Genomic DNA, 19,709 nt, shown 5'->3' with positions numbered 1-19,709 from the left:
AGATTGTTTCGAGCTATTGATAATGCCCGGAGCGTCATCTGTTGAAATAAGGGCTTTCCCTAGAAGCATTGATCAATTATCTAGGGACAAAAGGCCGTCAGAGATGTGACGCCGTGTGACATTTTGGTAGATTCCGAAAAGCTGAAAACGCGAGATTACTATGGCCCCAATACGTCAGGTTGAATTGCCCCACTCACCATTTGGTTATGGTTCCCATAGCATAGACATGGATCAATCAACCCTTTCTTAGGGGAGCTTTTAAACCAATCAATGTCAATGGCCATCGAGAACTGCAAGGTAGCAGCCACGCAAAATGCATACATGTGGCCATATCCATTCATTCCAAACAGCAATATTTATGCATTTTCTAATGGCCGTTGATAAGCCTCGCCCACCAATCCACAGAACCACAAGACGACAGAACCACAAGACGTCCTACAACCAAATAAAATTCAGCTAAAGTAGCCAGCGCAATCGGAAATATGACAGCCTAAAACCATCAACGGAAAATGGGCCAATCAGAACTAGTCTGATTGGCCCTTTTATCTGCAAACCCCTGGCCTTAGGAGCTGAGTCTAAATCCTTATTCTCTGCATTTTAGGAACTAGACCTATCAGGAATGCTCTCGTAACTTATCACTTTTGGTATCCCAAAAATCTAACGAGCTACAACTACCGCGCGCCAGCTCTTATCCGATATAACCCACCCTTAAAATGCTACCTTGTAAACACTACTTTGCAGGAATCCTCTGGCAATAAATAAAAAAGAGCTGCACCTCGTCAAGTAACCAGTGGCCCATACCGTGGCAGTTAGCGAAAGGCACGTACTCGCACCGCTACACTACTCGCATCGCCAGCCCACTCGCATCGCCAGCGCAGTTGCTATCAGCCAATAAATAGCTGCACTACCCTCCATTTGTTTGACGTGTTGTGCTGGGCGGGAATGTTGCAGCGGCTTGAAATGCCGTACTGGACCTAGATTCCCGTTAGGAAGCCACACCTATCTTGGTAGCTTCGGTTACTTCTAGAAGCGCTCCGGTGGCAACATCGTAGATAAAGCCATAGACAGGAATCGAACTGGGTACCAAGGTGTGAGCTTTAATCCGCGTAACGTCTTCAATCACCGATGCCGCCTGATCTGCGATTGTAAGCCAGTTAATGTACTTACCCTCGCTCGAACCAGGACCCTCACCGACGTCTACAAACCCCTTGTCACTCAAAGCTGCTGTCGTCAAACTGGATTCCAAAAGATCGCCCATCAATTCATTGTTGAAGAACTCCATACCGCAATTTGAATGGTGAATCACAAACCACTCCTGAGTTCCAAGCAACTTATAAGATATTACAAGCGAGCGAATTGCATCGTCGCTGGCACGTCCGCCTGCATTTCTTATGACGTGAGCATCACCTTCGCTCAGACCAGCGTACTTAGCAGGATCAAGGCGCGCATCCATGCAGGTCAAGATCGCAAAGCGACGAGCTGGTGGCATCGCCAACTGCGCTTTGTCTCCAAATTCGCTCACATATTGCAAATTTGCATCAAGTACCTCTTTCAAAACCGACATAGCTTCACTACCCCTTTACGTGTACTCAAATAACTATTTAGAGGCATTCTAAATTGAATTATGACTTAACCGATCATGTTTTGCGACATTTGCCGTTAGGGTTGCTAGAGCCGATTTAACCCCCTTTGCATGTATCGTAGGGTAGGAAGAGCTTTAGACAAGGTGTAGCGTGCAAGAGGAACTTAGGAAAAAAAACGCAATAAAAAATAGCGACAAAACCACAGCGCAAGGTTCCCTTGCGAAAAAGTCCCATGCGCAAGAATCCGCCCCCTCAAAGCGCATAAGCGTCGCGGAACGACGACAAGTAATCATTCGCGCCGCTTTAGCAGAATTTGCTAAAAATGGCTTTTCAGGAAGTTCGACCTTACAAATAGCCGCGAACTCTGGGATCTCTCAAGCCTATCTCTTTCGACTCTTTCCAACCAAGCTGAGCCTCTTCCAGGGATGCATCCACTATTCGTTTGATCTAGTCAAAAATGAATTCGCCAAGGCGATTATAAATCAAGGCGGACAAGAGGCCCTAGAGGCAATCGGTGCTACCTACCTTAAGTACCTATTAGATAAAGACCTTCTCGGATCTCAGCTCCAAGCTTATGCCCTTGGGAGCGAGCCCGAGATTGGACCTTTAGTTCGAAGTCGCTATTGCGACCTCTGGGACTTTATCAAAGCGAGCACTGGAGCAAGCAACGTTCAAATGGTCGACATCTTCTCCAAAGGTATGCTCCTAACAGTCTTAGCTGGAATGCAAATGTTCGAAGAAGAACCCGAGTGGATTACTGCCAACGAGATAATCTCATTACCTTAGCCAAGACGCCTTAGTGGCCAAGTGTTCATAACACAGTTGGCCAAGGAAAAAATTAAATCTAAAACTAACCGGCGCCAGGAACACATCTAGCGTAGTTCGGTATATGATAAGTTAGTAACTACTCACTTACTAACTAAATAACTAGGTGGATACCGCGATGAAACGTTCAAAGCTGGCACTGATTATCATCGCTACGGGCCTTGCGCAATTCATGGCTGGCCTGGATAACCTCGTTGTCACCACCGCATTGCCTGTGATTAAGGTCCATCTTCATGCAAATCTCTCCTCACTCGAATGGATGGTAAATGCATACACTCTCTCCTTTTCAAGCCTCCTACTAACTGGCGCCGGTCTTGGTAAACGATTTGGAACCAAGAAAATCTTCCTTTTAGGGATCGCTATCTTTACTATCACTTCGGGTTATGCGGGGCTATCCACCACCTCAACTCAACTAATAACCGCTCGAGCCATTCAGGGTATCGGCGGCGCACTCATGGTTCCACTTAGCCTCACAATCCTCGCCAGCGGTGTCCCCCATGAGCGTCGTAACTTCGCTCTTTCAATTTGGGGTGCAATTGGAGGTTTAGCCATTGCACTAGGGCCACTCCTTGGTGGTGCGGTAGTTGAAGGTGCATCTTGGCAATGGATCTTTTGGCTCAACGTTCCAGTCGGAATGATACTTCTCGCGATAGCTGCAATAAGCCTGAAATCAACCTCCGAAAAAGATGCGAAACTCGATCCGCTCGGGCTGATAACCGCGACAATTGGCCTATTTGGCGTTACTAACGCTCTTGTGAATGGTTCTAGTCATGGCTGGATCTCGAGCCTAGTTCTTGGGTCTTTCGCCTTTGGCGCTATCGGGCTAGCCGCCTTCATTACGGTGGAGCTTAAATCTAAGTCACCGATGGTCCCGCTTTCGATCTTTCGAGATCGTGGCTTTAGCGCTATCAATGTCGCCTCAACTTTGATGAGCTTTGGAATGTTCGGATCGGTCTTTTTTCTCGCTCAGTACTTTCAAATCGTCCGAGGTCTCTCACCACTTGCATCGGGGGTCAGAATTCTCCCCTGGACTGCCATGCCGCTTTTAGTCGTACCATTCATGGGTCGTATCGTTGATCGATTTGGCGCTGGACGCATCGTAGCGATTGGACTAGCTCTTCAATCTGGAGGTCTCGCATGGATAGCGTCTCAGGTATCAATAACAACTTCATATGGTTCGATCGTCATGGCCTTTGTAATCTCTGGGATCGGGATGGCAATGTTCTTTGTACCCACCGCCTCAGCTACCCTAGCTGGAGTACCAAGGGAACTTGAAGGTGTTGCATCGGGTGTCAATAACACCGTTCGCGAAGTTGGAGGAGTCATTGGAATCGCATCACTTGGCGCAATATTCTCCACCTCTGGCGGATATGGCTCTGCTATAGGCTTTGTCAATGGACTCCAATCCGCGATAATCGTCGGGGCCATAGTTGTACTTGTTGGATCTATTGCTTCACTTTTCATTCCAACTTCAGTAGGCCGAAAAAAGAAAGCAACCAACGACAATGTCGAACTTTCCAGCATGCTCGCTTTGCAAATCAAATAGTTCGAAACTTAAACTTAAATACGACGCTTCGAGCTACAAAGACGGATCGGCCTTCTTTTCCAACTAACTCGCCCTAATTTCAAATGAAATTGCCTGCATCCATTGCATATAAATTGTGCAATGGACGCGGTTGCGGTTGCACCATGAGTTAGCTTTGCAGGTTTCCAGTTTTGCTCAATTGATGGCCATTGAGAACTGCAAGTTAACGGCCAAAAAGCCTCTAAACTTACCAAAATGGCCATCGCCCAAGGACCAACTCGGAGAGGCTAATCAAGCAATTGGAAGGAATCCCCTGCGAACCGTTTCTATCGTATTGCGCCCTAGCTTGCAAACTTGGCCCAGGTAATACGGCCTCGCGCAGCTAGGTCGACCAGAGATAGCATCTCTCCATTGGCACCTGAATTGCGCCTCCAACTATCAAGATGGGAGGGATCACAAAACATTGAAGCGGTTGGACAGAACGATTCATTTACCGGTCCAGTGCTACCCAGTGGCCACCATCCCACAACATCAGATTCTAGAGGCTCACCACCTGTGATTACGATTGAAATTACAGCAGAGCAAGTCGCACACGTAGTCTCACCCGTAGCGTCGACACCCAGAGCTGCTGGAATTCCTACGATATCAAACGCACACCAAGTGTAAAGATCCACACCATCAATGAGTAGATTGTGACGACTTTCAACCAAGGTAAGTCCCTCTGCGCCCACGACCTTGGGATCACCCTCAAGAGGCCCGTCAATCGTAGCAACGCCACCCAGGATCGCTTGTTCAACGACCGATCTTACAACTTCTATCGCCAACCCCGTCTTGGTTGCGATCTCTGAGAAGCTGAGCGAAACCCCATCTAAAAGAGAGAAAAAGACGACTCTACGTACTGAAGTCGTAGTCTCATCACCCGACACCATTGTGTCTAGAACCGCTGCTACCGCGGTTGAATCTTCCATCATTTGCCACCCTTAATTCTTGCCTTTGAGTTATCTGTCGAACCATTTCTTCTCATAACAAACCTAGCCTCAACCCAGGTTCACCTTGCAATGGCAATAGGCGCTCGCATAGTTCCTAAGCTGGACCACCAATCATCTTGGTCGTACTTGGTTTAAGCAATGCAGAATATCAAGAACAAAACCCATGTGAGAGATCGATACAAATTCGACTCAACTTCAACAACAGCTCAACCGCCGCTCACCTAGCTGCAAATAAATAGGCAAATCTCAACCCTCCACATTGGCGCCAAGGTAAATAAGGCCCTAGCAGTCAGCGAAGATATAGCTCTTGGGCGAAATCTTACCTCATGGAATAGGGAGATCCCACCTGTCACCCTTGTCATGTCGCGCAAATGACCTACTTAGACTATGAGCAACTTGGTAAAGCCAATAAAGCCTGTCGTCTTTATCCGTGACCGGCTTCCTTGACTTTTCGGATTCATACACTCCGTGGCATTGGCAGCGACAATGGCACGGTCAAGACCAATGGCAATTGCAATTGCAATTACAAGACCAATAGCAATTACAATTACAAGGTCAAGGTCAAGGTCAAGGTCAATTAGAAGCTTTGAGCAAAGGCAATACCGATATTTCCTAACAGCAGAGCCCTCTCAAGCTGAGCTAGCACAGCTAGGCGCTATTAGCTATCTTGATATTAGCTAGAGATCCCAGTGGTCGAAGGTCATTGTAAGTGACCATAAGCAAAATGTTCTGCCCATTGCAAAATTGCTTTCCTAGCAATGCTCCGGGCAGTTAGGCAAGGCAGTTAGGCAAGGCAAATCAATCAATCTCATTTGTAACGAGATGACTGTTTCTCTCTCCTAGGTAGTCAATCCGTACCCCAGAGTGCTTACAGTCTCTATCTCAATCAAACGGTTGTATTTAGCCACTCGTTCACCACGAGCAGGTGCCCCACTCTTTAGATGACCGCAACCAGTCGCGACGGCCAAATCAGCGATGAAAGTATCCTCGGTTTCTCCTGAGCGATGTGAGACAAACTGCGCCCACCCAGCGTCGCGGCAGATACGCATAGCCTCAAGCGTCTCGCTTACGGTACCGATTTGATTTACCTTGATCAGGCTAGCGTTGCAAGCATGGCGGGCAATAGCCTCTTTGATGATCGCAGGGTTCGTACACAAGAGGTCGTCACCGACGAGCTCGACGCGATCGCCTAGTCGAGCTGTAAGTTGTTCCCATCCGCTCCAATCGGATTCGGCAAGTCCATCCTCTAGAAGCCATACCGGATAGGTCGAAATAATCTCCTCGTACCGATCGATCATCTCGGTACTCGAGAGCGACTCGCCGGCAATTTTATAGAATCCATCACGGTAAAATTCACTGGATGCCGGATCGAGAGCGATAGCTACTCCATCGCGACCGGGTCGGTACCCTGCTTCGTTGATAGCCTGGACTAAAAGCGCAAGAACGTCTTCTGGGCGGTCGATCTGCGGGGCAAAGCCGCCTTCGTCGCCTAGGCCTGTTGCGAACCCCTTGCTAGCAAGCAATTGCTTAAGTTTGGTATATATCTCTGATCCTGCTCTAACCGCCTCGGCGATTGATGGTGCGCCAATCGGCGCTATCATGAATTCCTGAAAGTCGAGGTTGTTGGGTGCATGCACGCCTCCATTTACGACATTGAAGTGCGGCACTGGAAGTCTTGCGTTGACTCCGGCCGGTTGTAGATATTCCCAAAGTGCCAGCCCTTCGGAGTTAGCGAATGCCCGGGCGGCAGCGATGGAGACTCCGACAATCGCGTTGGCTCCCAATCGTGACTTATTCGTTGTTGCATCCAGGTCAATCAGCGCTTGGTCAACTTCGGCGAGGTTGGCGAACGCTCTAGCTGCCAATGCAGCGTTGATCTCGCCGTTCACATGTGCTACGGCATCAAGTACACCGCCTCCATTGAATCGACTTAAATCTCCATCGCGGGCTTCGACAGCCTCGCGCGAACCAGTCGAAGCCCCCGAAGGAACTCCTGCACGTGCTGAGGTTCCATCGCTCAAGGTGACAGTTGTCGCCAAAGTTGGTCGGCTACGAGAATCAAGTATTTGGACTGCTGAGACTTTGGATACCGTTTTTACCATCTGGATCTCCTTTAGGCTTTTGTGTCAAGCTAACATGTTTTGGCGAGTCTCTCCAATTTGTGGGTGTTAACTATCTCGAGCAAATGGTATAGCTTTGTCGAATTGCCTTTCGGATTCAGCAATCTCTGAACTACATATCGATCTATTTTCCATAATTCGGCGTGATTTATAGACTTTAAACCGATGCATGCAATCAAGCCTTCCCATCGAGATGCAGGAGATGTAAATGACTCTTTGAACAGGTTGGTTTTTCCATAAAAACGATTCTGGCGTATCTCTTTGGCAATCGATACTAAAAACAGGTGAGACGATCCGCGCTTCAAGGATAAAAAATACAAGGTACCATCGCGAGGCGTGTTAGGTCGTATCCACTGGGTCGAACGGATGGGAGCAGACCTCTTGCTCTCACATAAAGCTGCTCTCACATAAAAGCTACTCTCACATAAAATTTATTGGGGGGGCCAGACAAGCTGTTTATGACCCTTGCGATTGCAAGTTTGCCAATTGTCCAAATGGCTCGAATGAACTTCATCTTACTGATCACCTGAATGAATTTTATCTGTCGTGTCATTTGACGACTTGAACAACTTGTCACCATAGTTCATAAAGATTTATATAAGAATGTTGCTGCTACCAGGTAGTAAGCTAGCGGCAAGTATCCGGCTTTATCGAAGGTGAAATTGAATCGCATTGGCAAATATATTCGTTTCGGCCAAGGCGACCCTATGCCCGTCGGTTGATTTGGGACCTACCCCTATCTTGGCATCATTGCAGATTCGAGGGGGATCGGCTATCATTATAGATGTCGGATGATGCTCCGGCGGACCGTAGTCCGAACTGCTTTCATGGCTAATGGCTTCTACCTGTCAATTGACGGCTTTAAGGAGAAGACAATGAAAGCTGAGATTAGAACCAAGAGTTACTCGCGTTCGCGACGGGAAATTTTAGAAACTACATCTCTTCTAATCGATGGCCTCGATTCGTGTTTTGGAGCTACCGTAGCGCCTTCTAAGGTGGATCCAAAAATCTGTAGGTGCGGGAAATGACGACCTTCGGCCGACTGGATGCTCCAGTTGATAACATAGATCCCTCATCTGCCATGGCAAGACAAACCTGCAGCATCCTTTATTCGAAGCCCAAAGAGGCTATGGCTGACGGTGGTGAATCTGAGCCGAACTGTTTTCATGACCTCTTACTTGATCAGGTCTTTTCGTCAATAAATAAGGACCGAAACGACTATCAACTTCTACCCTTTTTTTATGATCACCTTCATGACGCAGATGAAATTCGTTTTCGGTACGAGGTGTGGCGCGACCTTGAGAACCAGGCTCTTACCAGCAGTATCAGAACGTTCGAAAGTCAGATGCTCGAGGTCCGCCAAAGGCTAGCTTGGTCCGCCAAGTCGTCCTTCGTGCAGCATCGTCGCGCCCTTCACTTAGATGCTGCCCATCGCTACTGCAACGCTGTAGCGAGTCTTGTTAGGGTGCTAAAGGAGACCGAGATCAACTCTGCCGCTTTGATGGGTTTTCGAGAATCTCTAAACGCTTATGCTTCATCGAGTCCTTTTGAGCAGCTCGCTAGCGCTACGAGTTTGCTGAAAGATCAACTCTCCCAAGTTCGCTATTGCATCAATCTCAAAGGACTTCATGTTCGAGTTGTCAAGTACGAGGGTGAAGAAGATTACGGCGCTGAGATCATAAAGACCTTCGAGAGATTTCAGCAAAGTACCGTCAAAGACTACCGCCGATCTATTTCAGACTGGCCCAATATGAATCACGTGGAGGCGATGATCGTCGACCGCGTGGCGCTTCTCTTTAGTGATCTTTTCTCATCCATTGAGTCATTCTGCGAACAAGAGAGCGATTTCCTAAATCAAACGGTCACTCTTTTTGAACGTGAGATTCAGTTCTATCTCTCCTATCTCGACTTTATTGCACCACTAAAAGCACAAGGCCTTTCATTTTGCATCCCGGAGATCCTAGAAACTTCGAAAGAGATTTCAGCGGTTGAGACCTTCGACCTCGCCCTGGCTCATAAATTGGAACTTCAGAGAATGGTGGTTGTGCGCAATGATTTACATCTCGAGGGTATTGAGAGAATTATTGTAGTCTCAGGTCCAAATCAAGGAGGAAAGACCACTTTTGCTAGGACTTTTGGGCAGATCCACTACTTAGCCAGCATCGGATGTCTGGTTCCCGGCCAACAAGCCCAACTATACCTCTATGATCAGCTATATACTCACTTTGGTAAAGAGGAGGACCCTACCTACCAAAGTGGAAAATTAGAGGAAGACCTAATTCGGATTCGTGCCGTTTTGAATCAAGCTACCTCAAACAGCATCATTATTATGAACGAGATCTTCGCTTCAACCACTGCTTTGGATGCTCTTGGTTTAGGTCTGAAAGTAATTGATAAGATCCAAAACCTCGATGCGCTGTGCGTAGTGGTTACCTTTATCGACGAATTGAGTCGAATAGGCCCTTGGGTCGTAAGTATGACAAGCACTGTCAATCCCACGAATCCTGCCGATCGCACTTTCAAAATAGTTCGACAGCCAGCAGATGGCCTTGCATACGCCTTAGCAATTGCACAGAAGCACCAACTAACCTACGATGACATTAGGGGGCGACTCAAGTCATGAAGGCACATTTGATGTTCCGCGATAAGGATTTCAATCTTCTCCAACCGCTACCCCCTAATGAGCACTACCTCGTACACGACCTCGACCTTGACACCCTTTTGGGAGCTATGGCTGGAGGTGATGAGTTCTTACTCAAAGTTTCACGAGTCGCGCTTTTGAATGGATTGACTAATCCCACAGAGATTGCCTATCGCCAGTCGGTCTTAGATGACTGCTCGTCTCATTCTGAGATTGTACGTCAAATCTATGAAATTGCAGTTAAAGCTCTTTTTGACAAGCACAAGATGTTCTGGTTTACGCGCCAGGACAGTCCAACTGGAATGATGGCGCAGTCCCCTCAAGTAATTGGCATGTTTATGGGTTACCTAAAACAGCTACGCAAAATTGTCGACGAGCACGGAGAAACCTTTAGCTCTGAAGGCTGGACTACCCTCTTTAGAGTACTAAAAGAAGAGCTCAGTGACGACTATTTTTCTGTAGTTGACGATAACCTCAACCAACTAAAATTTCGAGATGGTACCCTAATCAGTGCGAAACTAACCTTTGGGAACACAGGCATGGATTACGTATTGCGTGATTCGCGCAATACCAAACAATCCCTGAAGGAGCGCCTCGGAGTTGGAGGTAGAAAATCCTACTCTTTTGACATCAACTCGCGCGATGAAGCTGGTATGAATGCACTGAATGTTATCATGAGCAAGGGTATGAACTCAGCCGCAAACTCCTTGACGCAAGCGGCTGACCACCTTACCAATTTCTTTGCCATGCTCCGTACTGAGCTGGCATTCTTCGTGGCCGCCCTCAACTTGAAGGAGATATTATCGGCTAAGAATGAACCAACATGTAATGCCGTCGCCAAACCTTGGAGTCCGCCACTCCTAAATTTCATAGGGCTCTACGATGTCTGTCTTTCATTGCGCAGCCAAACGTCTGTCATCGGTAATGATGCTAACGCCGACGACAACTCCCTAGTTGTTATCACTGGAGCGAATTCCGGTGGTAAATCGACTTTCTTGCGTAGCGTTGGAGTTGCTTTGGTAATGATGCGCTCTGGAATGTTTGTTCCAGCCAAGTCATTTACTGCAAGCGTTTGCGAAGGCCTCTTTACACATTTCGTTAGAGAAGAAGACTCGTCCATGACAAGTGGAAAACTAGACGAGGAATTGGCCCGAATGAGCGAAGTGGTCGACGCAATCACGCCAAAGTGCATAGTTCTCCTCAATGAGTCGTTTTCAGCTACGAATGAGCGAGAGGGATCCGAAATTGCCTATCAAGTAATTAGGGCGTTGATCGATTCCGACGTGCGAACGATCGTCGTTACCCACCTAAGTGAATTGGCTTTGAGGTTTTACCAAAACGATGCGAGTTCAGCCTTATTTCTTCAAGCAGGACGGCAAGGTACGGCGGGGCGAAACTTTAAGCTAACACCGGGCGAACCACTTTCTACAAGCTACGGCGAGGACGTATACAACCGCATTGGTGGTTGGTAACATCCTGTTTTATTGCATTAGGCCAGCTCAGAAAGATAAGGAAGGAAGGAAGGAGCCTATAGATCCCATAGTAGTGCTAGACCAGGTTGGGCTGTTAGTTTGGCCTGCGCGTTTGCTTGCAGCTGCGCGTTTGGTTGAAACACCATCTAAATTAGTCTGACCAAGCTAAACTTGAAATGGAGAACAAAATCTATCGGCTTAGATCTCTTTTTCAGATCGATCGCTAGTTTTCAGATCGATCGCTAGGGAGATATTGGCGGTCAGCGCTAGATATCATATATGGCCTCCACCACTGCATAATTAGGTCTTGACCAAAGCCCAGCACCGTACAATTCAGTACAGTCCCAGACATAAATCACGATTATCACCGCAGTGCGATCACGCATATAGGAGCTACCTAATCTGAGCTATCGCGGTTGAGCTACCTAATCTGAGCTATCGCGGTTGAGCTACCTAATCTGAGCTATCGCGGTTGAGCTATCTAATCTGAGCTATCTAATTTGAGTTATCATCCCGTCATTGAGCTAGCAATGCCCTATATCACCACTAGCTCAACAACGAGAAATCATACGACCGAAACTTCTAGGTGCTTAATTCCATTGATAAAAGATGACGTCAATCTAGAGGGAGGAGATACAGGATGAAGATTAGGAATTCTTCCAAAGATCTCCTTGAAGATCAAGGTTATCTCTCGACGAGCTAGATGAGCTCCCAAACAATAGTGGGGGCCATATCCACCGAATCCAACATGCTTGTTATTCATCCGGTCAACCCTAAAGTCATAGGGATCCTCAAACTCTTCATGGTCCTTGTTGGCAGAACCATACATCAAAATAACTTTGTCATCCTTTGCCAAGGTGACGCCAGAGAGCTCATAGGGCTGCGTGAGGGTGCGACGCATGAAGATAACTGGAGAAGCAAATCGCACGATCTCTTCGATTGCACTTGGGGTAAAGCGATCAAAATCGCTCATCCAAAGCTCTTTTTGACGTGGATATTGAGAGAGCAGCTCCACTCCCCAGGTAATTGCATTTCGCGTCGTCTCATTCCCGGCCACTACTAAAAGAATAAAAAATGATGCGAGTTCATCTGGTGTCAGGGCCTCGCCATCGACCTCTGCATTGACCAGAGCAGAGGTAATATCGTCCATTGGGTCATCGATCCTCTCTTGTGCAAGGTTCTTCATCAATTCGGAGAGTTCAAAGCCTGCAGTGAGCAGCGTCATGCCAATATCTTCGCCCTCAGGTACGAATTCAGGATCGCCGACCCCCAAAATCACGTTCGATTTCTCCAAAACCTCCTGACGCTTCGAGAGTGGAATCCCCATCATCTCGCAGATAATCGTCAAGGGAAGTTGAGAGGCGACCTCAGCAACCAGGTCAAAGGTGCCAAGTTCTATCGCTTTATCTGCTAGTTGAGAGGCGACAGTTGCTATTTGAGCCTCGATAGCATCAAGTCTCCTAGGCGTAAAGGCTCTCAAAACAATTCGTCTCAGCCTGGCATGACGTGGATCATCAACATTGATCATTCCACCGAAATACTCGAGAAACGGGGTTGGAAGATCAGGGATACTCGTAGCACCCTTAGCTGAAGAAAATATATCTGGCCTTCTAGATGCCTCAACCACATCACGATAGGTTGAGACTGCATAATAACCAGGCCCTGCTGGCAAAAACCCGTAATCCATCTCCTCCATAAAGGCGACGGGACGTTCTCTACGTAGAGTTTCAAAGGCAGCCTCACGCACCTCGAGAGGTTCTCTCCAAAAGTCAAGATCTGATAGATTTATCTCATCGATCGAAAAGACAACCTTGGGTTTCACTTCTAGTTTCTCCTACACCATTGACAAAGTACAACAAGTACCGACAGATGAAATTAGAGATAGACCAAAAGCAATTGCTAACCCCATTATTGTCTAAGAAACCTTGGGAGATATCCTGCATATCTTAGATCCGAGACGGCTCAGTATTGCTTTCGATTATATCGCCATTAGGTGATGCTATCACAATTGTTTGACTCTAAACGAGAATTTACAACTATCCAAGATACACCTTCAACCCCAGCGATTGACAACTACTGAGATGCCAATTTAAAAGCCATGGTCCACTTGAAACACTTCGTAGCAGCTACAAAAACAAATGGCAATCAATTTCCAAGTCGGAAATCGAGAATCGGTTGAAATGATTCAAGGCAAATATTGAGAATCTCTCTGATGCTGTTTCATTTGATAGCGCGAGTGCTACTTCTTAGATAAGAAAGACCCTTACGCTCAATCTCTCTTCCTGCAAAGAGCAACAACTCCTCGCTACCCATGGGAGCAATTACCTGAAGTGAAACCGGAACTGGCATATCTATCTGACCGCCCTGAATACTTACTTTGGATCCGGTCACCTCAGAGGAAAAGTCAATCGACAAAGGAATTGCCAATGCTGGATTCCCCGAGAAATTAAAGGGAATTGTATTTGTGTTGAGAACCTTCGAATAAGCATTGGAAAGCTTTGGAATATCAAACGGTATAGTTGCATTTATCAAAAGATCATATCTTTCGAACTCCGTATCAAGGAGATGGGCAAAGCTATGCCTATAGCGAAGAGCCCGAACGTACTCAGAGTCGGCGATCTCATCCGCTCCGAGAAGTCGTGACCGAACCACTGGGTCAACCCGATGAAGTTCGTTGAACAGTTTTGAGTTCGAACGGGCGGCTTCGGAGACCAAGATGACAGAAGCCGCTTCATGTGCCAACCGAAGATCGAGTTCTTTCACCTCGCCCAACTCCCATCCGACTTCTCGAACGAGGCTTCGAAAGAGACTATTGAAGGACTCATCTTGAGAATTTGAAATCAACCCTACCCTTAGGGGCCGATCAGAAACGGCAAGGTCTGTGATTTTGGACAATAGGCCAAACCCATAGGCAAGGCCGTCCATATCGTTGGCGATCGGCCCAATGGAATCCAAGGAAGGCGCCAGAGGCCACACACCCTCATTGGACACTCTCGACCAGGTGGTCTTGAGCCCATATGCGCCACAGGCAGCACTTGGGATGCGAATACTACCGCCGCTATCGCTACCAAGAGCAATATTAGCAAAGCCGCCAGTTACCGCGACAACAGATCCACTAGATGATCCTCCTGGAATCAACGATGGATCGATAGGATTGGGCGGTGTTCCCCACCAATGATTGATTCCCGTCGTACCAAAGGCGAGTTCGGTTAAATTTGTCTTGCCAACGATGGTCAGACGCTCATCTCGAACACGGACCAAGCAATTTGCGTCCTTGGTCGCTTTGCGCGCCCTAGAGGCTACAAGGCGCGATCCTGCGGTAGTCACAACCCCTTGGAGATCAATAAGGTCCTTTATGGCGATAGTTATTCCGCCGAAGTCCTGCCCTCGATAGTCCCCAATCCTCCAGTTATAATTATCTGTCGCTGTGCCCACTCTACAAACTCCCAACGCCCACCTAGCCAATCCTTACACAGAATCGATCCCTACAAGCCTCATTAGGAAAACTCGGCCCGCCAAAATAGCCTGCTCTTCCATGTCACTTTGCCATAGACCTGCCAAACATTTGGCTTTTTTGCTTGTGGGTCGGTGATTCACAAGCAAAAATCCAAATGTTGCAACAACCCTCATTGCCACCAGAAATCACCCTGTTTCTAGTAATCACACTGTTTCTAGTAATCACACTGTTTCTAGTAATCACACTGTTTCTAGTAATCGCACTGGCAGCGCTACACATTATGCAACGCTTAATCCGATCTCTAATTTCAAATTTGATAAAATCGAACAGGGTGCGAACGCAGATCAAGCAAAGCCCGACGAAAAACTATCTGCGACTCCAAGGCCAACAAAATTTAAATTTGACCAAGAAGATTTTATGAATGCCAAATTATAAAAAATCGATCAGCCTGATTGGAAGGTTGCAACTCCGGGAACGTTACCAGTAATAGCCATCTTGTTGATTTCGCCAGATAATCCATTCACATATCCATTGATAAAAGAGGCTGAAACCGATGCAGTTATAGATAGAAATTGCCCTGGAGTTGTATATGGCGCCAAATGATCTGCTCCAATTAGGTGAAGATAGTACTTTGGCGAGGGCGCTCCTGCAAAGATCTGATCGGACGCACTGGGCAAGTTTATGGTATCTGCGGTACCTTGCACTACCAAAAGTGGAATCGACAAGCCCGAAGGGAAGTAGGTTCCTGGGAATGTCGGCAGCTCTGCACCGGAATAGATTATCGCGGCCTTTATTCGTGAATCACGGCAACATGTGTTGTATGCAGTTGCCAAAGCAACGTTACCACCATCGGATTGACCTGCCACCACGATCTTATTGGGATTTATCAGTTGATACAGTGGCGAAGTTTGAGTCTGATTCGACTGTAGCGCCCAATTAATGACCGCTGTCATATCCCCAGGTTCATTTAAAATGTCTGCTTCATCTGGACCGCCAGGAGAACTGGGGTCATTCAGTGGAAAATTCACTCCCACTACCACGAAACCCGAGGTCACTAGAGCCTCGATCAAGGGAGCATAGGCACTATAGTACTGATCGTACCCCGGCGCGAAGACGACAAGGGGCAGTGGGTCGCTCCCGCGATATGGAACGATATTAGAGCCCGATGATAGCGCCGGGTAATAGACTCCGAGTTGAAGCGTTCGAAGACCACAAGTTGTAAGAGCAGCGCCAGCAGGTGATGTTCCGTTCGGCACACACAACTTCGTGCCAGTTTCAGCGACAGCTACTTGATAACTTGCATAGGTGTATGCCGTTCTACCCCTAGCTGATCCCGGCGGTATAAATACCGAAGCGGGCCCGATAGTGGGCAGTACTGTTACCTTTGTGTGTGTAGATGTGTTAGATGCAAACTTAGTGATGCCATAGATTCCGCCGCCGACCAAAATCAAAAAGATCATAAGCGACCTAATCAGTCTGGCGCGTCTTCCAAGACGATAGGAGCTTTTATTTCCTTGACTATTTGAAGACAATTGCTATCTTACTTCCCGTGTGCAACTGCCTCAAATAAAGCCTCTTCGTGCTCCAATTCGGCGACTTGATCGATTCTACTTTGATGACGTCCACCTTCAAATGGGGTAGTCAGGAAGACGTCCAAAATAGCAACCGCATAGGCGGGGGCCACTACCCGAGCGCCCATAGAGATGACATTGGCATTGTTATGGGCTCTGGCCAACCGAGCTGTAAATTCATCCGGGCACAGAGCTGCACGAACACCATGAATCTTATTTGCGGCTATCTGCTCGCCTTGGCCACTTCCACCAAGGACTATGCCAAAGTCGACCTCGCCGCCACGAACTCGCCTAGCCACGCTGGCACAAATCTCTGGATAATCGATCGGATCAATCGAATGAGTACCCAAATCCTCAACCTTGTAATCCAGGCCCACGAGGTGATCTATCAAATCCTTCTTGAGCAAAAAGCCCGCATGGTCGCTTCCAATAGCTATCTTCACGACGTCACCCTCTACATCAACTTGTTTCGGCTCAAACCTATTTGAATAGCCTAATTTGGTAAAAATCTAACGAGATCACGACTTGACAGGCGAAATTATTTACCACAGAAAATCACCAATTCAGGCTCGAGCAGAAACGGCACACCCTTTACCCCGAATCAAATCATCACTATAAAAACTCTCCGCTATAAAATCAAAATCGGCTCTTTGTTTTCCTTAGTCAATCCTTAGCCATTTAGCTCAACTGATCCCTAAAATCGCCTTTGTGGATGCCTAGGAGAATCAAAAACTACAAAGCTCTCGAATCGCTTGGATTAAAGGCCATTTATCCTAATAGCCTTAGTCAAAGTTTTCCAAAGATAGCATTGCTTCCATGGGCGGCTCAACCAATAGAAAGAACGCCCGAGCAATGTCTATAGGCCGATTTGACTAAAGATAAGTACCTGGTCGATGAGCATCCTCAGTACCAGCAGGCAGTCCACGCCTTCGCATTTCTTCTAATTGGGATCTCGCTTGAGCTTGTTGAGCGAACAACATCGCTTGAATTCCATGGAAAAGTCCCTCAAGCCACCCTACGAGTTGAGCTTGGGCTAACCGCAACTCAGAGTCAGATGGTGCATCTACTTCAACGAATGGAAGTGAAAGTCGGTCCAATTCTGAGGCCAAATCAGGGGAAAGGCCACTTTTGAGTTCCACGATTGAAGTCGTATAGATATCTTTTAGACGTGCTCGAGTAGAATCGTCGAGACTAGATTGACGAACCTCTTCCAAAAGGGTCTTTATCATAGTTCCGATTCTTAGAACTTTAGATGGCGACGAAACGGTTTCAGTCTCACCCTCTGGGTCATTCTCGCCCTCTTGCGTAGCGGTCAACGGATCGCTGGACTCTGGCAAGAATAGAATCTGGTTTGGATGCTCAATTTGTTCTTCAGTCATTACCACACAATTTAGGCGAAATTTGAAAAAAACACCACGCTGATATCTCGACTCGCAAAAAGCAATCTCAACAAGAGGCTAACTTTGCAAGCGATCACCGATCTCTAAGCTCAAGTCAAGTAGCTAAAAGCCCAATGAGAGGAACATCCATCTCCTCCTTGGTGAGCGAACCATGACGACAGATAAGTTCCATTGGACCCGCATCTGTTGGATCATAAAATGCCACTGGCTCCCTTGAAACAAGGGCCAAGTCGCCAAGTCGCCCCAATACGGAGGCCCGCGATGAATCAAAGTGACCAAAGAGGCCTGACTCTATTACCTCTTGCTTGGTGAGCACCCAAGCCAAATCCCCATAGAGTTCACTTGCCTTCTCCTGGCACCTCTGTAGCGAGCCTGGCTGCAAATGCAGCCATCGAAAACGCCCTTCGCCACTCATTTGAGTCACATATTTATCAATTCCAGAGTCCAAGACAATGGGCGGCCCTACGACCTCCACTTGACCATGGTCAGCGGTTAGAACTAACGACGCTCCACTTGGCAAGAGGTCGATCAAAAGGCCTAAAAAATAGTCGACGACCCGGAGTTCAGCCTCGTAGTATCCACCAAAGCCATATTCGTGAGCTACGGAATCAAGGCCCTCGTAGTAACAATAGACAAATGGAGCACCTTCTGCGAGCAAGCCACCAACCTCCGCAATCATAGTTGATGGAAACCTAAACCCAATGGATTTGGAGTCGCCTAAATATGCTCGGGTAAATCCAGTGTTGGCGTAGGCCGACTTGGAGACGATCGACGCATCCAGACCAAAAAATGGCTCATTGGTTACCACAGTCCGTGGATCCGGTGAAAACCCTTCTGGAGCATTTCTACCAGTCCAGGTAAGAGAATTCAAGATTATACCAGGTTCCAGTCGCATGCGATATCCAACGATCCCATGTTGGATTGGTGAAAGGCCAGAAGCAATCGATGTGAGTGCCGTAGCGGTAGTAGTTGGTGCCACAGAAGAGATTGTCGTTCCCAGGAGTCTCGAGAAATTCGGCAGATCCTTGGCATATCGTTCTAATTGATGGCTCCCCAAACCATCCACCACAAACAGAACAGTCTGATTTGCCGATTGAATCGCCTTTGGGAACCAGTCGCTCGCATCTAGGTCCATCTCGGAGGCACTAGAGTCCAATTTTGAATATATACGATCCGGACTTGGCCACCTATCACCGTCACGGTTTTTAGCCAACGAGATGGCTATAGCGCCTACGACGTTAGATATACACGCGCCCGAGTACGTTGGAATTGGAGTCGACATCGTCTCCTGAACCATTTTCACCTGACCACGAAACTTCCCATAACCTGAACCTCCATATTATCACAACTTCGAAATCAAATAGATTCCCCCGGCCTCTTGGGTCTAGCGATGGTACCAGCTATCGCAAATCGGCACTGGTGAAAACGGTGGCTCCAGTGCTCCACTTTGTGACCGAGATAAACTTTGTGACCGAGATAATTAGAAAAAGCGTCAAACACCTAAAGAACGACTTCGACACCATCGAAGGCACCCTTTACGTGCAATCACAACTTTGGCCAGACGTAGGTACTTTGGATGGCCGACGCTACGATTGAATGCGTGAGAGTATCGACCCGAGGCGACTATGCATCAAGAGCATTACTGTCACTCGCATTACATTCAGATGAACCGGGGCCTACCTCGGTCCAAGAGGTTGCCAAACGAACTGGCCTACCTCAACCGTACTTAGAACAGATTTTGCTTGCACTCAAAGGTGCTGGCCTTGTGCGATCCAAACGAGGCGTCGGTGGCGGCTACATTTTGGCGCGCTCTCCAGAAACCATTACTCTAGGTCAAATAGTGAGTGCAGTGGACGGACCTATCGTAGCGGGAGACTTTGGTCTGCCTCATGAAAATGGCGCGTGCGAGCATGAGGGCCAATGCGTTCTCTTGAGCGTATGGGACGAAGTTGGCCAACATATGCGAGAGCACCTCAATTCTTTTACACTTGCAAATATGGTCAAGAGGGCTCGAGGCGAGAGCGTTGAATCTATCAAAACTCCAGATCACCATTTATCATAGAATCCCTGAATAAAAGCTGTAGAATCGCCTATAGAGCGTACTTACCAATTCGCGATCCAAATTA

15 protein-coding genes are annotated in these 19,709 nt (G+C 47.6%); 6 read left to right on the top strand and 9 right to left on the bottom strand.

All coding sequences use genetic code 11. From position 1 onward, the window contains the following. Positions 1 to 985: 985 nt before the first annotated feature. A complete protein-coding gene (locus tag AXFE_RS00680; RefSeq protein WP_052603973.1) occupies positions 986 to 1,564 on the bottom strand; it encodes a beta-class carbonic anhydrase in 579 nt (192 codons plus the stop codon). 169 nt (positions 1,565 to 1,733) lie between these two features. Between AXFE_RS00680 and AXFE_RS00675 the strand changes: the two genes are divergently transcribed. After that, entirely contained in the window at positions 1,734 to 2,369 is a 636-nt protein-coding gene (locus AXFE_RS00675; protein WP_052603972.1) for a TetR/AcrR family transcriptional regulator, read from the top strand. Positions 2,370 to 2,526: 157 nt separating this feature from the next. After that, positions 2,527 to 3,954, top strand: a complete 1,428-nt coding sequence (locus AXFE_RS00670) for a DHA2 family efflux MFS transporter permease subunit (RefSeq protein WP_052603971.1) — start codon at positions 2,527 to 2,529, stop codon at positions 3,952 to 3,954. A 320-nt stretch (positions 3,955 to 4,274) separates the two neighbouring features. Here AXFE_RS00670 and merB read toward each other — a convergent pair whose 3' ends face one another. Together merB and eno are read right to left on the bottom strand one after the other, a co-directional pair. Continuing rightward, positions 4,275 to 4,904 carry an organomercurial lyase gene (gene merB / locus AXFE_RS00665; RefSeq protein WP_052603970.1) on the bottom strand — a complete coding sequence of 210 codons (630 nt, stop codon included), beginning with the start codon at positions 4,902 to 4,904 and terminating at the stop codon, positions 4,275 to 4,277. An 857-nt stretch (positions 4,905 to 5,761) separates the two neighbouring features. Further along, a complete protein-coding gene (gene eno / locus AXFE_RS00655) occupies positions 5,762 to 7,024 on the bottom strand; it encodes a phosphopyruvate hydratase (RefSeq protein ID WP_052603968.1) in 1,263 nt (420 codons plus the stop codon). A gap of 893 nt (positions 7,025 to 7,917) precedes the next feature. On the opposite strand from eno, the gene AXFE_RS19775 reads away from it, so the two are divergent. Genes AXFE_RS19775 through AXFE_RS00635 form a run of 3 tightly spaced genes read left to right on the top strand, consistent with a single transcriptional unit; the run spans position 7,918 to position 11,155 of the window. Next, the gene (locus AXFE_RS19775) at positions 7,918 to 8,070 is read left to right on the top strand and encodes a hypothetical protein (RefSeq protein WP_160291673.1); all 153 of its coding nucleotides are present in this window, start codon (positions 7,918 to 7,920) and stop codon (positions 8,068 to 8,070) included. Beyond that, positions 8,067 to 9,665 carry a MutS-related protein gene (locus AXFE_RS00640; protein WP_152625763.1) on the top strand — a complete coding sequence of 533 codons (1,599 nt, stop codon included), beginning with the start codon at positions 8,067 to 8,069 and terminating at the stop codon, positions 9,663 to 9,665. Before AXFE_RS19775 ends, AXFE_RS00640 begins: the two co-directional genes overlap by 4 nt. Positions 9,666 to 9,676: 11 nt before the next feature. Further along, positions 9,677 to 11,155, top strand: coding sequence for a MutS-related protein (locus AXFE_RS00635; RefSeq protein WP_200891142.1), 1,479 nt, complete (start codon positions 9,677 to 9,679; stop codon positions 11,153 to 11,155). A 565-nt stretch (positions 11,156 to 11,720) separates the two neighbouring features. On the opposite strand, the gene AXFE_RS00630 is transcribed toward AXFE_RS00635, so the two are convergent. The 6 genes from AXFE_RS00630 to AXFE_RS00600 all read right to left on the bottom strand — a co-directional run bounded on the left by AXFE_RS00630 (position 11,721) and on the right by AXFE_RS00600 (position 18,880). Further along, a complete protein-coding gene (locus AXFE_RS00630; protein ID WP_052603964.1) occupies positions 11,721 to 12,977 on the bottom strand; it encodes a cytochrome P450 in 1,257 nt (418 codons plus the stop codon). 398 nt (positions 12,978 to 13,375) lie between these two features. Next, entirely contained in the window at positions 13,376 to 14,590 is a 1,215-nt protein-coding gene (locus tag AXFE_RS00625) for an amidase (protein ID WP_052603963.1), read from the bottom strand. Between the two features lie 465 nt (positions 14,591 to 15,055). Further along, positions 15,056 to 16,144, bottom strand: coding sequence for an alpha/beta hydrolase family protein (locus AXFE_RS00615; RefSeq protein ID WP_052603961.1), 1,089 nt, complete (start codon positions 16,142 to 16,144; stop codon positions 15,056 to 15,058). 8 nt (positions 16,145 to 16,152) lie between these two features. Next, positions 16,153 to 16,626, bottom strand: coding sequence for a ribose 5-phosphate isomerase B (rpiB, locus tag AXFE_RS00610; RefSeq protein WP_052603960.1), 474 nt, complete (start codon positions 16,624 to 16,626; stop codon positions 16,153 to 16,155). A gap of 429 nt (positions 16,627 to 17,055) precedes the next feature. After that, positions 17,056 to 17,562, bottom strand: coding sequence for a bacterial proteasome activator family protein (locus tag AXFE_RS00605; RefSeq protein ID WP_052603959.1), 507 nt, complete (start codon positions 17,560 to 17,562; stop codon positions 17,056 to 17,058). A gap of 115 nt (positions 17,563 to 17,677) precedes the next feature. Next, positions 17,678 to 18,880 (bottom strand): alkaline phosphatase family protein, encoded by a 1,203-nt coding sequence (locus tag AXFE_RS00600; RefSeq protein ID WP_235347494.1) that lies wholly within the window; start codon positions 18,878 to 18,880, stop codon positions 17,678 to 17,680. Positions 18,881 to 19,159: 279 nt separating this feature from the next. Between AXFE_RS00600 and AXFE_RS00595 the strand changes: the two genes are divergently transcribed. Next, positions 19,160 to 19,645 (top strand): RrF2 family transcriptional regulator, encoded by a 486-nt coding sequence (locus tag AXFE_RS00595; RefSeq protein WP_235347492.1) that lies wholly within the window; start codon positions 19,160 to 19,162, stop codon positions 19,643 to 19,645. Positions 19,646 to 19,709 lie beyond the last annotated feature (64 nt).

Origin of the sequence: Acidithrix ferrooxidans (genome assembly GCF_000949295.1) — a bacterium.
Lineage (GTDB): Bacteria > Actinomycetota > Acidimicrobiia > Acidimicrobiales > Acidimicrobiaceae > Acidithrix > Acidithrix ferrooxidans.
Note: the sequence above shows the minus strand (reverse complement) of the source record. Positions and strands in the feature narration are given on the sequence as shown.

Coding starts and splice junctions, on each gene's coding strand:
- AXFE_RS00680 (WP_052603973.1), bottom strand. CDS start 1,564: ATGTCGGTTTTGAAAGAGGTACTTGATGCAAATTTGCAATATGTGAGC.
- AXFE_RS00670 (WP_052603971.1), top strand. CDS start 2,527: ATGAAACGTTCAAAGCTGGCACTGATTATCATCGCTACGGGCCTTGCG.
- merB (WP_052603970.1), bottom strand. CDS start 4,904: ATGATGGAAGATTCAACCGCGGTAGCAGCGGTTCTAGACACAATGGTG.
- eno (WP_052603968.1), bottom strand. CDS start 7,024: ATGGTAAAAACGGTATCCAAAGTCTCAGCAGTCCAAATACTTGATTCT.
- AXFE_RS19775 (WP_160291673.1), top strand. CDS start 7,918: ATGAAAGCTGAGATTAGAACCAAGAGTTACTCGCGTTCGCGACGGGAA.
- AXFE_RS00640 (WP_152625763.1), top strand. CDS start 8,067: ATGACGACCTTCGGCCGACTGGATGCTCCAGTTGATAACATAGATCCC.
- AXFE_RS00635 (WP_200891142.1), top strand. CDS start 9,677: ATGTTCCGCGATAAGGATTTCAATCTTCTCCAACCGCTACCCCCTAAT.
- AXFE_RS00605 (WP_052603959.1), bottom strand. CDS start 17,562: ATGACTGAAGAACAAATTGAGCATCCAAACCAGATTCTATTCTTGCCA.
- AXFE_RS00600 (WP_235347494.1), bottom strand. CDS start 18,880: ATGGTTCAGGAGACGATGTCGACTCCAATTCCAACGTACTCGGGCGCG.
- AXFE_RS00595 (WP_235347492.1), top strand. CDS start 19,160: ATGGCCGACGCTACGATTGAATGCGTGAGAGTATCGACCCGAGGCGAC.